Origin of the sequence: Streptomyces sp. HUAS 31 (genome assembly GCF_028198125.1) — a bacterium.
Lineage (GTDB): Bacteria > Actinomycetota > Actinomycetes > Streptomycetales > Streptomycetaceae > Streptomyces > Streptomyces chartreusis.
Map to the genome: position 1 here is coordinate 3,382,218 of NZ_CP116353.1, position 14,762 is coordinate 3,396,979.

Genomic DNA, 14,762 nt, shown 5'->3' on the forward strand with positions numbered 1-14,762 from the left:
ACGGACCGTAGAGGAGACCCGTTATGTATGTCGGGATCGACGTAGGTACATCCATGGTGAAGGCAGCCGCCTTCGACGGCGCCGGTCACGAACTGGCCGTCGCGGCCCGGCCGGTGGGCCTGGCGCTGCACGGCGGGTTCGTGGAGCAGGACATGGAGGAGGTGTACGGGGCGGTCGTCGCCGTGCTGGAGGAGGTGACCGCCCGCGTGCCGGAGCCCGTCGAGCTGGCCGGGCTGACCGGGCAGGGCGACGGGGTGTGGCTGGTCGACGCCGAGGGGCGGCCGGTGCGGGCGGCGGCGTCCTGGATGGACGGGCGGGCGCACGAGCTGGTCGACCGCTGGCTGGCGAACGGCACGTTCGAGACGGTGTTCCGGCGGACCGGCAGCGCGATGTTCCCCGGCTGCCCGGGGCCGTTGCTGGCGTGGCTGGAGAGCCACGAGCCGAAGGCGCTGGATGCCGCGGCGGCCGCCCTGTACTGCAAGGACATGGTCTTCCACCGGCTGACGGGAGCGGGGCCGACCACCGATGTGTCGGACGCCTCGATGCCGTTCCTGGACCCGAGGACGCGGAGCTACGACAACCGGGTCGTGGAGCTGCTGGGGCTGACCCACCGGCGCGGCCTGCTCGCGCCGGTCAGTGATCCGGTCGCCACGGCGCCGGCGCTCGGCGAGGGCCTGGCGGCCGGGACCCGGCTCGCGAACGGGCCGTACGACCTGCCGGCCTGCGCGCTGGGCGCGGGCGTGACCTCGCCCGGCGACGGTCTCCTCATCGTCGGCACCTGTCTGGCCAGCCTCGTCGCCACCACCGACCTGGATCTGACCGGTGAGCCGGCCGGCCTGTACATCAGCACAGACCGGCCTGGGCACTGGCTGCGCGCGATGCCCGCGATGGTCGGTACGGCGGCGCTGGACTGGGTGCTGTCGACGACGGGTGTGCGCCACGAGGAGGTCGACGGGCTGCTGGCCGAGACCCCGCCGGGGGCGCACGGGGTGCGGGTGCTGCCGTACTTCGCGCCGTCGGGTGAGCGCGCGCCCTTCGTGGAACCCAGGCTGCGCGCCGAACTGACCGGTGTCTCGCTGGAGTCGACCCGTGCGGACCTGGTCCGGGCGACCTGCGAGGGCATCGGCTACGCGGCCCGGCACTGCCTGGAGGCGGCCGGGCTGACCGGGACGCTCGCCGTCTGCGGCGGCGGGACGCGCAGCCCGGCCTGGATGCGGCTGCTCGCCGACGTCCTGGGGCGGCCGCTCGGGGTCGTCGAGGGCGAGGTCGGCGCGCGCGGCGCGGTGCTCGCGGCGGCCGAGCGGTACGGCGAGGCGCTGGACGCCGGGGCGTGGACCCGGCCGACGGCGGTCGTCGAGCCGGACGCGGCACGGGCCGCGTACTACGCGCGGGGATACGAGGAACACCTGACCCGCCTGAGTGAGGCGCGCGGCCGGGCCCGCGCCTGAACAGTCCTACGACGAAAGGGAGTCGCATGCACCCGAGACGTAGATCCCTGTTGCTCGCGGCCGCCGGCACCACGGCGGCCGCCGCCGTACCCGCGACCGCCACCGCCGCACCCGGGTCCCGTCCCGAGAGGAGGCCGCTCGTCATCGGCCATCGTGGCGCGGCCGGCTGGCGTCCCGAGCACACGGCGGTCTCGTACACGTACGCCGTGCAGACCGGTGCCGACTGGATCGAGCCGGACCTGGTGCCGACGAAGGACCATGTGCTGGTGGTCCGGCACGAGAACGAGATCTCGGGGACCACCGATGTGTCGAAGCACCCGGAGTTCGCGGAGCGCCGGACGACGAAAACCGTGGACGGGCGGGCGGTGACGGGCTGGTTCACCGAGGACTTCACGCTGGCGGAGCTGAAGACGCTGCGGGCGGTGGAGCGGCTGCCGCAGGTCCGCAACCGCAACACCGTGTTCGACGGCCGTGAGGAGGTCCTCACCTTCCAGGAGGTCGTCGACCTGGCGCGCGGGCTGTCCAAGGCGTACGGCCGGACGATCGCCGTGTTCCCGGAGACCAAGCACCCGACGTACTTCCGCTCGCTCGGCCTGCCGCTGGAGCCGGAGCTGGCGCGGCTGATCCGGCGCAACCGGCTGGGGCGGCGCGAGTGCGTGGTGCAGTCGTTCGAGCCGACGAGCCTGAAGCGGATCGCGGCCGAGCGGCTGGGACTGGAACTGTGGCAGGCGCTGGGGACCACGGGCGGGCCCTACGACCTGGTCTCGTCCGGTGATCCGACGACGTACAAGGACATGATGACCCCGGCGGGACTGGCGCGGATCGCGGCGTACGCCGGGTGGATCGGCCCGGACAAGTCCTCGCTCACCGGCACGTCCCTGCTCGCGGACGCGCACGCGGCGGGGCTGCGGGTGGGGCCGTACACCTTCCGCGCGGAGAACCAGTTCCTGCCGGCGGACCTGCGGCGGGGAACCGGACCGAACGATTTCGGGGACGCGTTCGCGGAGTACGCGCTGTACTACGGGCTGGGGGTCGACGCCGTGGTGACCGACTTCCCCGATCTGGCGGTGATGGCGAGGAGGGGTTGATGAGGACCCGCACACTGGACTGCCCGACCTGCGGCACCATGCAGATCTTCCGGATCCTCGACAAGGAGGAGAAGGCGGCGGTACGGGAGAAGGAGGGGCCGGGCTTCTTCGTGGACAACCTGTGGCGGTGCACCGGCAAGGGCTGTCTGACGTACTACCCGCAGTTCGACAAGGCCGGCTACGGCCGTCTCCCGGAGAAGTTCCTGGCGGAGGAGGCCGCAGCCGGCGAGTGAGCCCTACAGGTTGCTGAAGTCCGGGCCCTTGGTGCGGGTGCGCTTGATCTCGTAGAAGCCCGGCACGGAGGCCACGGCGAGGGTGCCGTCCCAGAGCTTGGCGGCGTCCTCGCCCTGCGGGGCGGGCGTGACGACGGGTCCGAAGAAGGCGATCTGCTCGCCGTCGTCGCCTGGGACGGCGATGACCGGGGTGCCGACCTCCTGGCCGACCTTGTCGATGCCCTCCTTGTGGGAGGCGCGCAGCTGCGGCTCGTAGGGGGTGCTGTCCCAGTGGTCCATGAGGGCCTCGGGCAGCCCGGCGTCCTTGAGGGCGGCGGCGACGGTCTCCTTGCCGGAGCCCTCGCCCTGGTTGTGGAAGCGGGTGCCGAGCGCGGTGTAGAGGTCGCCGAGCACCTCGGTGCCGTGCTCCTCCTGGGCGGCGATGACGACCCGGACCGGGCCCCACGCCTTGGTCTCCAGGAAGTCGCGGTACTCCGCCGGCAGGTCGTCCAGCTTGTCCTCGTTGAGGACGGCGAGGCTCATCAGGTGCCAGCGGACCTCGATGTCTCGGACCTTCTCCACCTCCAGTACCCAGCGCGAGGTCATCCAGGCCCAGGGGCACAGCGGGTCGAACCAGAAGTCGACGGGGGTCTTGTCCGACATGTCTCTCCTCATGAGGCAAGCAGGTCTCAGCTGAACCTCTGGGGGAACACCGCTGCCCGCCCGGCCATTCCCCGGTGCCGCGGGTCAGGGGCACATGGCAGGATCGGGCTGTCCGCATACTGAACACGACCCCCAGGGAGTGCCACCCGTGCCCGGTGAGAATCTGTCCCGCGACGAGGCCCGGGAGCGGGCCGCCCTGCTGTCCGTCGACGGGTACGACGTGTCCCTCGACGTCCGTTCCGCGCTCGGCGACGAGGGCTCCGAGAACGGCGGGCCGCGCACCTTCCGCTCGGTGACCACGATCCGCTTCCGCTGCAACGAGCCCGGCGCGACGAGCTTCGCGGACCTGATCGCGCCGAGCGTGACGGCCGTCTCCCTCAACGGCAAGGACCTCGACCCGAGCGAGGTCTTCGACGGCTCGCGGATCGTCCTCGAGGACCTGGCCGCCGACAACGAACTCGTCGTCGACGCCCAGTGCGCCTACTCCCGCACGGGAGAGGGCCTGCACCGCTTCGTCGACCCCGAGGACGGCGAGGTCTACCTCTACACGCAGTACGAGCCCGCCGACTCCCGCCGGGTCTTCGCGAACTTCGAGCAGCCCGACCTCAAGGCGCCCTTCCGCTTCGAGGTGCGGGCGCCCGAAGCGTGGACGGTGTGGAGCAACGGCAGCGGTGAACTCGCGGACGGGACCTGGAGGTTCGCGGAGACGAAGCCGATCTCGACGTACATCACATGTGTCGTGGCGGGCCCGTACCACTACGTCACGGACTCCTACGAGCGCACTCTCGCCGACGGCTCGACGCTGCGGATCCCGCTGGGCGCGATGTGCCGCAAGGGGCTCGCGCCGTACTTCGACGCCGACGACATCTTCCTGGTCACCAAGCAGGGCCTGGACTTCTTCCACGAGCACTTCGACTACCCGTACCCCTTCGGGAAGTACGACCAGGCGTTCGTGCCGGAGTACAACCTGGGCGCGATGGAGAACCCGGGGATGGTGACGTTCCGGGAGGAGTTCGTCTTCCGCGGCAAGGTGACGCAGGCGTCGTACGAGGGCCGGGCGAACGTCATCCTGCACGAGATGGCGCACATGTGGTTCGGCGACCTGGTCACCATGGTGTGGTGGGACGACCTGTGGCTGAAGGAGTCCTTCGCGGACTTCATGGGCACGTTCGCCAACGTCGGCGCGACCCGGTTCAAGAACGCCTGGATCACCTTCGCCAACCGCCGCAAGGCCTGGGCGTACCGGGCCGACCAGCTGCCGTCCACGCACCCGATCACGGCGGACATCCGCGACCTCCAGGACGCCAAGCTCAACTTCGACGGCATCACGTACGCCAAGGGCGCCTCGGTCCTCAAGCAGCTGGTGGCGTACGTCGGCCAGGACGCGTTCCTGGAGGGCGCGCGGCGTTACTTCAAGCGGCACGCGTACGGCAACACCCGGCTCGGGGACCTGCTGTCGGTGCTGGAGGAGACCAGCGGCCGGGACATGGGCGCGTGGGCGCGTTCCTGGCTCCAGACGGCGGGCGTGAACTCGCTGACCCCGCAGGTGCTGCTGGACGGCGAGGGCCGGGTGAGCGAGCTGGCGGTGGTGCAGGAGGCCGCCGAGTCGCACCCTGAGCTGCGCCCGCACCGGGTGGCCGTGGGTCTGTACCGGCGCACCGCGGACGGGGCGCTGGAGCGGTACGCGCGGGCCGAGACGGACGTGGACGGGCCGCGCTCGATCGTGACGGAGCTGGCGGGCGCCGAGGCGCCTGAGCTGGTGCTGGTCAACGACGACGACCTGACGTTCTGCAAGACCCGCTTCGACGACACCTCGCTCGCGACGCTGCGGGCCGCGCTCGGCGAGATGACGGACCCGCTGGCGCGTGCCCTGTGCTGGTCGGCGCTGTGGAACATGACGCGGGACGCGCTGCTGCCGGCGCGGGAGTTCATCGACCTGGTGCTGAGGTTCGCGCACCGGGAGTCCGACATCGGCGTCCTTCAGATGCTGCACGCGTGGGCGGACTCGGCGCTGACGCACTACGCGGCGCCGCGGTGGCGCGCGGAGGGCACCCGGCTGCTGGCCGAGGGCGCCTCGGCGCAGCTGTACGCGGCCGAGCCCGGCAGCGAGCACCAGCTGGCGTGGGCGCGGTTCTTCGCCCGGGTGACGGGCGAGCCGGGCTTCGGGCTGCTGACGGGCCTGCTCGACGGTTCGGCGACGGTCGAGGGTCTGGCCGTCGACCAGGAGCTGCGCTGGGCGCTGCTGGACACGCTGGCCACGTACGGCGTCGTCGGCGAGAAGGAGCTGGCGGCGGAGCTGGCCCGCGACGACACGGCGTCGGGCAAGCGGCACCAGGTGCGCTGCCTTGCCGCGCGGCCGTCCAAGGCGGTGAAGGCGCAGGCGTGGGCGCAGGTCGTCGAGTCGGACGCGCTGTCCAACGCGCTGGTGGAGGCGACCATCGCGGGCTTCGTCCAGCCGTCCCAGCGGGAGCTGCTGGCGCCTTACGCCGAGAAGTACTTCGCGGTGATCGAGCGGGTGTGGGACGAGCGGTCCATCCAGATCGGCATGGACGTGGTCCGGGGTCTGTTCCCTGGGCTCCAGCAGTCGCCGGCCACCCTGGATGCGACGGACGCCTGGCTCACGGCGCACGAGGACGCGGCTCCGGCGCTGCGGCGGCTGGTGCTGGAGGCGCGGGACGATCTGGCGCGGGCTCTGCGGGGGCAGGCGTGTGACGCGGCGGCGTCAACCGACTGAGACCTTTGGCCAACGGTCATGGCCTGCGTGACCGTTACGGAATTCAGGCAATAGCAGCCGTAACCCCTGGTCCCACCCGATTGGACCAGGGGTTTTCGGTGCGTACTCGGCATCCGAACACTCGTCCTTTAGTGCCACGTTGTCCGTTTTTGTCGACGGCCCTGTAACAGCGGTTAGCGAGCCGATCAGGCACGGGAACCTCCGGGTCATGACCCACAACACCCCGCTGTCCCCCCGCCCCCTGCGTCACCTCTCCGAGATCCACCGTCGTGTCATGACGGCCGCTCAGCTGAAGTCGCACGGTGTCGCGACCGCCGAGATGAACGAGCGGTGCCGCCCCGGCGGCCCCTGGCAGCAGCTCCTCCCCGGCGTCCTGCTGCTCCACCCCGGCCCGCCCACCGGCGAGGAGCGTCTGCACGCGGTGCTGATGTACGCGTCGCGGGAGCGCACCCCCGGCGTGCCGGCCCAGCCGAACGCGGGCGAGGAGCACGCCGCCCCCGCCTACCCCGAAGTGATGATCACGGGCCTCGCGGCGCTGACCCTGCACGGCTTCTCCGGCGCACCGCCGCTCAACGCCCTGGACACCGTCGACGTGCTGGTCCCCCGGATGCGCCGGCTGCGCTCCGCGGGCTGCGCCCGCATCCTGCGCACCGCCGCGCTGCCCACGCCCCGGCAGATCACCGGCATCCCGGTGGCGCCGGTCCCGCGCGCCCTGGCCGACGCCGTCGCCGAACTCACCGACGCGAGCGCCGTACGCCGGCTGCTGACCGAGGCCGTGCGCGGCGGGCACTGCGAACCGGCCTCGGTGGTGCGGGAGTTGAACCAGGCGAAGCTGCTCGGCCGCCCGCATGTGGTGGACGCGGTGGACTCCCTGCTCGCCGAGGGCCGCGCCATCGCCGAGGACCGGCTGTACGCGATGGTCCACGAGCACGGCCTGCCCGACCCGGTCTGGAACGTGGACCTGCGCCTGCCGGGCGGCCCCCACCTCGGCGGCCTGGACGCCTACTGGCCGGAGCAGGCGGTGGCGGTGGAGCTGGACACCCGGGCGCCCCGCCAGGAGGAGGACGCGCTGTGGTCGGAGTACGCCCGCAAGCGCGAGACGTTGGAGCGCCTCGGCATCACGGTCGTCCACATCACGCCGAAGAAGCTCCGGGACGGCACGGAGCAGCAGGCCGCGGTGGTCCGTACGGCCCTGATGGCGGCGGCCGACCGTGATCCGGCCGCGTACGTCGTGGTGCTGCCGAGGTAGTGACGGACCGCGAAGGCAGCATCAGGAGGGGAGAGGAGGGGCCGCCGGGGCCTTGCGCCGGCGGCCCCTCCTCGTGTGTCAGGTGAGGTCCGGGCCGCGCGAGACGGTGCGCTCGGGTGCCTTGTCCGTGCCGCAGAACTCCGCCTCGATCACCGCCCCCGTGTCCCCCGACCAGTCCCCGTTGAGGTTGAAGGCGAGTGAGTGGCGGCCGTCCTTGGTGGTGACCGCCTCCGAGGTGGAGCCGTGGATGCCGCCGCCGTGGCCCCAGACGGTGACCCCGCAGGACAGCTCGGACTTCATCAGGCCGAGGCCGTAGCCGTTGCGCTCGTCGACGGCGACGGTCCTGGTCATCTCGGCCAGCTGCTTGCGGGGCAGGAGCTTGCCGCGCAGCAGGGCCGTGTAGAAGCGGCCGAGGTCGGTGGAGTCGGAGATCATCTCGCCGGCCGAGTAGGCGATCGACGGGTTGATCCGCGTGACGTCGTACGTCGGGCCCGTCGCCGTCTCTGCCAGCTTGGAGTAGGCCCGGCTGCTGGGGCCCGGCACGCTCACGCGCGTGCCCGGCACGGAGGTACCGGTCAGGTGCAGGGGCTTGATGATGCGGTCGCGGACCTCGGCGCCGTAGGGGCGTCCGGTCGCCTTCTCGATCACCATGCCGGCGAGGACGTAGTTGGTGTTGGAGTAGTTCCACGACGTGCCCGGCGCGAAGTCCGGCGCGTGGGTCATGGCGAGGGCGACCAGCTCCGCGGGCTTCTTGGTGTCGTAGCGGTGCTCGAAGAAGCCGTCCTTGAGGAAGTAGGTGCGGCCGAAGCCCTCGTCGGCGGTGTAGTTGAAGATGCCGCTGGTGTGGTTGAGCAACTGGCGCAGGGTGATCTGCCGGCCGTCGTGGCCGTTGCCGCGCACCAGGCCCGGCAGCCACCTGTCCACGCTGTCGTCCAGCGACAGCCGGCCCTCGGCCTCCAGCTGGAGCAGCACGGTGGCGACGAAGGTCTTGGTGATGCTGCCCACCCGGTAGCGGTCGTCGGCCGAACGCGGCTTCCCTGTCGTGAGGTTGCCGACGCCCGCCGTCGCCGACCAGGTGCCGTGGCCGTCCCTCGCCGTCACCGTCACGCCGGGGACGCCCGCCGCGACCGCGGCCTCGGCGGCCTTCCGGGTCGCCTCATGGCCGGTGCCGGCGGGCACCGCCGCCGGCGCGGGGGCCGCGAGGGCCGCCGACAGCGCCACCGCCGTCGCCGCCACGAGAACCGCGCGGGTCGTACGTACGCTCATGTCTCTCCCCCTGTCCGAACGCTCACGTCGAGCGTGGTCGCGGGGAGAGACCTGGCGTCGCCTGCGAAGGTTGAGGCGGGGTGGGGCAGTTGAGCGCGAATCAGCCCTTCTTCAGGACCAGCTCCGTGTTGCGGTCCTTGCGGTCGCCGCCCAGCTTGGTGCTCGCGCCGGGGGCGTTCAGCGACAGCTCCCGGTAGAGGGCGGCGAGGCCCGTCTGGGAGAGGTCGGTGAAGTCGGTGCGGTGCGGGGCCGAGGACTCGATCAGCGTGGTGAACAGGGAGATCGTGCCGTCCTTGTTGTCCACCACTTCGATGATCCGGGCGAGCTGGGGGAAGTCCACGTGGGAGGCGGTGGAGATCTCCCAGAAAGCGTGGCCGCCGGTTCCGGAGTGCGGGGTGATGACGTTCTTGTGGATGTGGCCGTTCACCCAGGCCAGCACGTTGCTGTGCTTGCCGAGCAGCTTGAGCAGCTCGGCCCCGCCCACCCGCCGCTCGCCCGGGCGGGCCGGGTCGCGGCGCAGGTTGTCCATCGTCTCGCTGGTGTGATGGCTGAAGATGATCGCGTACGAGTCCTTGTTCTCCCGCAGCGTCCGGTCCAGCCACCTGAACTGGGCCGCCCCGATGGACCCTTCGTAGTGCCCGCCCGGGTCGGTGGTGTCGAGGCTGATGCCGATGACGTCGTCGGCGATGCGGAAGCTGTAGTACTGGGTGCCCGCGTCCAGGTTGGCCGTCGAGTAGCCGTGGCCGACCGGGCCGTGGCCGCGGTGGGCCGGGTTCAGGTGGGCGCGGACGTAGTCCTTGGGCGTGAACGGGGCGCGGCTCTCATCGGGCGTGACCGAGCGCATGGAGCGGGCGTGGGCCTTGAGGAAGTCCTTGAAGACGGTGCCCCGTGGGTCCTTGTCCTGCTTGAGGGAGTCCTGGAGCTTCTTGGCGTCCGCGGCGGAGACGTTCATCAGCTTCTTGCCGCCGACGGCGAGGTCGGTGAGGTAGGAGTCGCTGTGCGAGGCGTAGGTGCCCAGTGGCATCGCGTCGTGGTTGCCGACGGTCGAGTACCACGGGATGTTCAGGCCGGGGCTGCGCATCTCGCGGATCGCGGCGGCGAGGTAGCCGTCGATGTGCGGGAAGCCGAGCTGCTTGTCGGCGTCGCGCACGGAGTCGTCGGCCTGCCAGTACTGCTTCAGGCCGCTGTTCTGGACGCCCTCGTACTGCCGCCGGTCGCCGGTATTGGGGGTGACGCGGCCGCCGCTCATCACGGTCAGGAACCAGTCCAGCTCGGACTTGCAGTTGTTGTCCGTGTTGTCGCCGGTGGTCATGGCGAAGTGGAGCGGGGCGCCGGTGACGGGGGCGCCCCGCAGCGCGTTGATCCGCTCGACGAGCGCGACGGCACCCGGCACGGTCAGCGCCTCCTGCGGGCGCCAGGCGTGCACGTCCGTGGAGCGCAGGTACTCCAGGCGCAGCGGGTGCTGGGCGTCGATCAGGTGCAGGTCGGTGAGCTGCACGAAGGAGGCGAGCGCCGTACGGCGGCTCTCGCGGCCGGACTTTGCGGCGGCCAGGTTCTCGCGGACCACCCGCTTCCAGCCGGGGCCGTCGGCGAGCCGGCGGTAGCCGCCGGTGCCCTGCGGTGTGGCGACGCTCGCGACGGTCGTGCCGCGGGTGTACGGCGCGAGGGCGACCGGCACCCTGCGGGAGGCGCCGACGGGCGCCTCGGCGGCGGCGTTGTCCGCGGCCGCGTCCGGCGCGCCCGCGGCGCCGTGGGTGGTGGCGGCCTCACTGTCCGTGGGCCGCAGGGCGTAGCCGACGCCCGCGGAGAGGGTCACCGCACCGGTGGCGGCGAGCAGGGTACGGCGGTGGACCCCCAGCGCGGAGCTGGCGACAGAGCGTATGCGCGACATGGCGCGGTCTCCCCGAGTGCGAACGCGTCGGCAGTGGTCGCGGGGCGGTCGCGGATGCGAACATCCCGCTCACTGTGGATGGTTGGCACCGGGAGTGACCTGCGCATGAACATGACTGCAACGCGCAGCGCCGATCACCGTACGTGGATCTTGGACTACCTTCCGCGTCCACGGCCGCTCCTCGAACGGCCGGGACGCGGTCACTCCCTGTTCATCTTCCGGGGTATCGGACTACTTCCGGACGGCTCCGATCCGTCCCGCCGCGGGCCGCTCGCGCCACATCGTCAGCCCCTTGCCGACCATGGAGACACAGGTCAGCTCCGACACCGCGGCCACCGGGTGCCAGGCCGCCATGTCGGTGGATCCGTTCGCCTCGTAGCGCAGTTCGCCGCCGGTGATCCGGGCCTCGTAGACGAGCCGTACGCCGTGGTGGTCGACGCGCCGGCCGAAGAGGGCCGGGAACACGCGCCGGGAGGAGTCGATGCCGAGCAGGGCGGTCGGCTCGGCGAGGTAGCCGGTCTCCTCCTCCACCTCCCGCACGACGGTGTCGTAGGGATCCTCCCCGTGTTCCATGCCGCCGCCGGGCAGCACCCATTCGAAGCCGCCGCCGGGCGCGGGGGAACGCGCGAGGAGGAGCTGTCCGTCACGAACGCATAGGGCGTAGGCCGCCACCCTCAACTTCTTCCGCACGTGGGGACGTTAGTCGGCCGGGGACGATTCGGCAGGTGAATATCCGGCACTACGGGCGGCTCACCCCTTTTACGTCGCCTGTCCGATATGCATCGGGGGTTTTCCCCACCCGTTCATTTCGATTGGGTCAACTCTTCCCAAACATCCTTCCCTTGCATAAGGCTGTGCGGTCGTCCGGGATCACATTCCGGACGCCCGTTGCTCCTTTACCAACAAGGGATGCCGATGACCCTCACCCCGCAGCGCGAACCGAAGCCGGGCCCGAGACGCGCCGCTCGCATAGCCGTGGCAGCCGGTCTCGTCGCCGCGCTCTCCGCGGCCGGGCCGATACCCATGGCCATGGCCGTGGACCCCGCCCCGGCCGCGACGGACCCGAGCGTCAAGTCCGCCCATGACAAGCTCGGTTCGGACGACGCCGACCTGCTCGCCGAGGCCAAGGCCGGCGACGCCAAGAACGTCACGATGATGATCGCGACGGCGCCCGGGCAGACCGAGCAGGTCGCCGAGCAGCTGGACGAGGTCGGCTCCGTGGGCCGCACCTACGACAAGCTCGGATATGTCCGGGCCACCGTCCCCACCGGCAAGGCCGACAAGGCCATCGCCGCCGCGGCGAAGCTCTCCTCGGTGCACGGCATCGACCTGCGCGAGGAGATACCCCTGGACGACCCCGCCGTCGACACGAAGAAGTCGACGGCCGCCGCGACCACGTACCCGGCACCCGGCAAGCAGACCCCGGCCGAGAACCCGTACAACCCGTCCTTCGAGACGGGCGCCGTCGACTTCGTGAAGAAGAACCCGAGGGCGGACGGCCGCGGCATCACCATCGGCATCCTCGACTCCGGCATCGACCTCGCCCACCCCGCGCTGCAGAAGACCACCACGGGCGAGCGGAAGATCGTCGACTGGGTCACCGCCACCGACCCGCTGGTCGACAACGACCGCACCTGGCGCCCGATGGTGACCTCCGTCTCCGGGCCCAGCTTCACCTACGGCGGCAAGACCTGGACCGCGCCCGCCGGCAACTACCAGGTGAGCACCTTCCTGGAGTCGTACACCACGGGGGGCGACGCGGCGGGCGACGCCAACCGCGACGGCGACAAGACCGACTCCTGGGGCGTCCTGTACGACGCCGCGAACGGCACCGTCCGGGTCGACCTCAACAACAACTTCGACTTCGGTGACGACACCCCGATGAAGCCGTACAAGGACGGCTACCAGATCGGGTACTTCGGCACCGACGACCCGGCCACCGATGTCGCCGAGCGGCAGCCGTTCGTCGTGCAGATCCGCAAGGACGTGCCGATGGACCCGCTGGGCGGGGACTGGGTCGGCCAGAAGCGCGACTTCGTCAACATCGGCGTCATCGAGTCCGAGCACGGCACCCACGTCGCCGGCATCACCGCCGCGAACGGCCTGTTCGGCGGGAAGATGAACGGCGCGGCGCCGGGCGCGAAGCTCGTCGCCTCGCGCGCCTGCACCTGGACCGGCGGCTGCACCAACGTCGCGCTCACCGAGGGCATGATCGACCTCGTCGTCAACCGCGGCGTCGACATCGTCAACATGTCCATCGGCGGTCTCCCGGCGCTGAACGACGGCAACAACGCCCGCGCCGAGCTGTACACGCGCCTCATCGACACCTACGGCGTGCAGCTGGTGATCTCCGCCGGCAACTCCGGCCCCGGCGCCAACACCATCGGCGACCCGGGCCTGGCGAGCAAGGTCATCTCGGTCGGCGCGACCATCTCCAAGGAGACGTGGGCCGCCAACTACGGCTCCGCCGTGGAGAAGAAGTACGCGATGATGCCGTTCTCCTCGCGCGGTCCGCGTGAGGACGGCGGTTTCACCCCGACGCTGTCCGCGCCGGGCGCCTCGATCAACACCACCCAGACCTGGCTGCCGGGCGGCCCGGTCGCCGAGGCGGGCTACTCCCTGCCGGCCGGCTACTCGATGCTCCAGGGCACCTCGATGGCGTCCCCGCAGGCCGCGGGCGCGTCCGCGCTGCTGCTGAGCGCCGCCAAGGCCAGGCACATCGACCTCGCCCCGGCGAAGCTGCGCACCGCGCTGACCTCGACCGCCGACCACATCAAGGGTGTGCAGGCGTACGAGGAGGGGGCCGGCCTCATCAACATCGAGGACGCCTGGGACTCCATCCGTGACGGCGCCACCGCCCACGAGTACACGGTCAAGGCCCCGGTCGACACCGCGATCGACCAGTTCCTGAAGACGCCGGGCTTCGGCACGGGCGTCTACGACCGCGAGGGCGGCCTGAAGGCCGGGCAGAAGAAGACGTACGACGTGACGATCACGCGTACGTCCGGCGCGGACAAGGCGATCCGGCACGAGCTGAACCTGGAGAACAACGCCGGTGACACCTTCCGCATCGTCGGCTCCGACGAGATCAGCCTCGGCCTGAACAAGCCGGTCACCGTCAAGGTCGCCGCGAAGCCGTCCTCGGCCGGCATCAAGAGCGCGATCCTGGAGGTCGACGACCCGCGCACCGAGGGCGTCGACAAGCAGATCCTCAACACGGTCGTGGTCTCGCAGCCGCTGAAGTACAGCTACTCGGCGTCCGGTTCGGTGCAGCGCAACAGCACCAAGTCGTACTTCGTGACCGTCCCCGAGGGCGCGAAGTCGCTGGAGGTCGCGATCGGCGGGCTGAAGGGCAAGAGCCAGACCCGGTTCATCGCCATCCACCCCTACGGTGTCCCGTCCGACAACACCGGCACCCCGTACTGCTACAACAACTACCTCGACGGCAACGGCTGCAAGCCGGACGTGCGTGCCTACGCCGACCCGCAGCCCGGCGTCTGGGAGATCGAGGTCGAGTCGCGCCGTACGTCGCCGCTGCTCGACAACCCCTACAAGCTGGACGTCACCGTCCTCGGCGCGGCCTTCGACCCGGAGACCGTGACCGTCCCCGAGGCCAAGGTCGGCACGCCGGCCGCCGCCTCCTGGAAGGTGACCAACAACTACGCGGCCCTCGACGGCAAGGCTGTCGGCGGCCCGCTCGGCTCGTCGAAGACGGCGCGCCCGGACATCACCGAGGGCGTCACGCAGACCACCACGGTCGACGTGCCCGCGGGCGCCACGTCCCTGGACGTCTCCATCGGCAACGTCTCCGACGCCGCCGCCGACCTCGACCTGGTCGTCTACGACGCGGCCGGCACCGAGGTCGGCAGCTCCGCCGACGGTGACTCGGAGGAGTCGGTGTCGGTCGCGAACCCGGCGGCCGGCAAGTACAGCGTCGAGGTCATCGGCTACTCGGTCCCGAGCGGCTCGACGGCGTACGACTACCTGGACGTGTTCTTCTCCTCCGCGCTCGGCACCGTCTCGGTGTCCGACGCGCCGGTGAAGCTCGGCACGGGCCAGTCGGCGACCCTCACCGGCAGCGTCACCGCGCAGGCGGCCGCTCCGGAGGGCCGTGAGTTCTTCGGCCAGGTCCAGCTGCTGAACGCGCGCGGCACCGTCGCGGGCGTCGGCAACGTGAAGATCGAGAAGGTCACTCCGTAGTCCGGAGTACG

The 14,762-nt window shown here is 71.0% G+C and carries 10 protein-coding genes; 6 read left to right on the plus strand and 4 right to left on the minus strand.

Annotated elements, in window-relative coordinates; genetic code table 11:
* Positions 1-23 precede the first annotated feature (23 nt).
* From PGH47_RS14875 to PGH47_RS14885, 3 genes are read left to right on the plus strand one after another with little or no spacing between them, the layout of a single operon-like run.
* A complete protein-coding gene (locus tag PGH47_RS14875; RefSeq protein ID WP_271663832.1) occupies positions 24-1,448 on the plus strand; it encodes an FGGY-family carbohydrate kinase in 1,425 nt (474 codons plus the stop codon).
* A 26-nt stretch (positions 1,449-1,474) separates the two neighbouring features.
* Positions 1,475-2,536 (plus strand): glycerophosphodiester phosphodiesterase family protein, encoded by a 1,062-nt coding sequence (locus PGH47_RS14880; RefSeq protein WP_271663833.1) that lies wholly within the window; start codon positions 1,475-1,477, stop codon positions 2,534-2,536.
* Positions 2,536-2,769 (plus strand): hypothetical protein, encoded by a 234-nt coding sequence (locus PGH47_RS14885; protein ID WP_271663834.1) that lies wholly within the window; start codon positions 2,536-2,538, stop codon positions 2,767-2,769. The genes PGH47_RS14880 and PGH47_RS14885 overlap by 1 nt, the downstream gene beginning before the upstream one ends.
* A gap of 3 nt (positions 2,770-2,772) precedes the next feature.
* Here the strand turns inward: PGH47_RS14885 and PGH47_RS14890 are convergent, their stop codons facing one another.
* Positions 2,773-3,411 (minus strand): mycothiol-dependent nitroreductase Rv2466c family protein, encoded by a 639-nt coding sequence (locus PGH47_RS14890; protein ID WP_271663835.1) that lies wholly within the window; start codon positions 3,409-3,411, stop codon positions 2,773-2,775.
* A 148-nt stretch (positions 3,412-3,559) separates the two neighbouring features.
* Between PGH47_RS14890 and pepN the strand changes: the two genes are divergently transcribed.
* Entirely contained in the window at positions 3,560-6,145 is a 2,586-nt protein-coding gene (pepN, locus tag PGH47_RS14895; protein WP_271663836.1) for an aminopeptidase N, read from the plus strand.
* A 208-nt stretch (positions 6,146-6,353) separates the two neighbouring features.
* A complete protein-coding gene (locus PGH47_RS14900; RefSeq protein ID WP_271663837.1) occupies positions 6,354-7,394 on the plus strand; it encodes a hypothetical protein in 1,041 nt (346 codons plus the stop codon).
* A 78-nt stretch (positions 7,395-7,472) separates the two neighbouring features.
* On the opposite strand, the gene PGH47_RS14905 is transcribed toward PGH47_RS14900, so the two are convergent.
* The 3 genes from PGH47_RS14905 to PGH47_RS14915 all read right to left on the minus strand — a co-directional run bounded on the left by PGH47_RS14905 (position 7,473) and on the right by PGH47_RS14915 (position 11,241).
* Positions 7,473-8,660: a serine hydrolase domain-containing protein gene (locus tag PGH47_RS14905; protein ID WP_271663838.1), complete on the minus strand. Its 1,188-nt coding sequence runs from the start codon at positions 8,658-8,660 to the stop codon at positions 7,473-7,475.
* Between the two features lie 100 nt (positions 8,661-8,760).
* The gene (locus tag PGH47_RS14910) at positions 8,761-10,551 is read right to left on the minus strand and encodes a TIGR03767 family metallophosphoesterase (RefSeq protein ID WP_271663839.1); all 1,791 of its coding nucleotides are present in this window, start codon (positions 10,549-10,551) and stop codon (positions 8,761-8,763) included.
* A 231-nt stretch (positions 10,552-10,782) separates the two neighbouring features.
* Positions 10,783-11,241: an NUDIX hydrolase gene (locus PGH47_RS14915; protein WP_271663840.1), complete on the minus strand. Its 459-nt coding sequence runs from the start codon at positions 11,239-11,241 to the stop codon at positions 10,783-10,785.
* 225 nt (positions 11,242-11,466) lie between these two features.
* On the opposite strand from PGH47_RS14915, the gene PGH47_RS14920 reads away from it, so the two are divergent.
* A complete protein-coding gene (locus PGH47_RS14920) occupies positions 11,467-14,751 on the plus strand; it encodes a S8 family serine peptidase (protein WP_271668059.1) in 3,285 nt (1,094 codons plus the stop codon).
* Positions 14,752-14,762: the final 11 nt, after the last annotated feature.

Excerpts from the sequence above, each read along its gene's own strand:
- PGH47_RS14890 (WP_271663835.1), bottom strand. The coding sequence starts at position 3,411 with ATGTCGGACAAGACCCCCGTCGACTTCTGGTTCGACCCGCTGTGCCCC.
- PGH47_RS14885 (WP_271663834.1), top strand. The coding sequence starts at position 2,536 with ATGAGGACCCGCACACTGGACTGCCCGACCTGCGGCACCATGCAGATC.
- PGH47_RS14920 (WP_271668059.1), top strand. The coding sequence starts at position 11,467 with ATGACCCTCACCCCGCAGCGCGAACCGAAGCCGGGCCCGAGACGCGCC.
- PGH47_RS14905 (WP_271663838.1), bottom strand. The coding sequence starts at position 8,660 with ATGAGCGTACGTACGACCCGCGCGGTTCTCGTGGCGGCGACGGCGGTG.
- PGH47_RS14875 (WP_271663832.1), top strand. The coding sequence starts at position 24 with ATGTATGTCGGGATCGACGTAGGTACATCCATGGTGAAGGCAGCCGCC.
- PGH47_RS14880 (WP_271663833.1), top strand. The coding sequence starts at position 1,475 with ATGCACCCGAGACGTAGATCCCTGTTGCTCGCGGCCGCCGGCACCACG.
- PGH47_RS14900 (WP_271663837.1), top strand. The coding sequence starts at position 6,354 with ATGACCCACAACACCCCGCTGTCCCCCCGCCCCCTGCGTCACCTCTCC.
- PGH47_RS14910 (WP_271663839.1), bottom strand. The coding sequence starts at position 10,551 with ATGTCGCGCATACGCTCTGTCGCCAGCTCCGCGCTGGGGGTCCACCGC.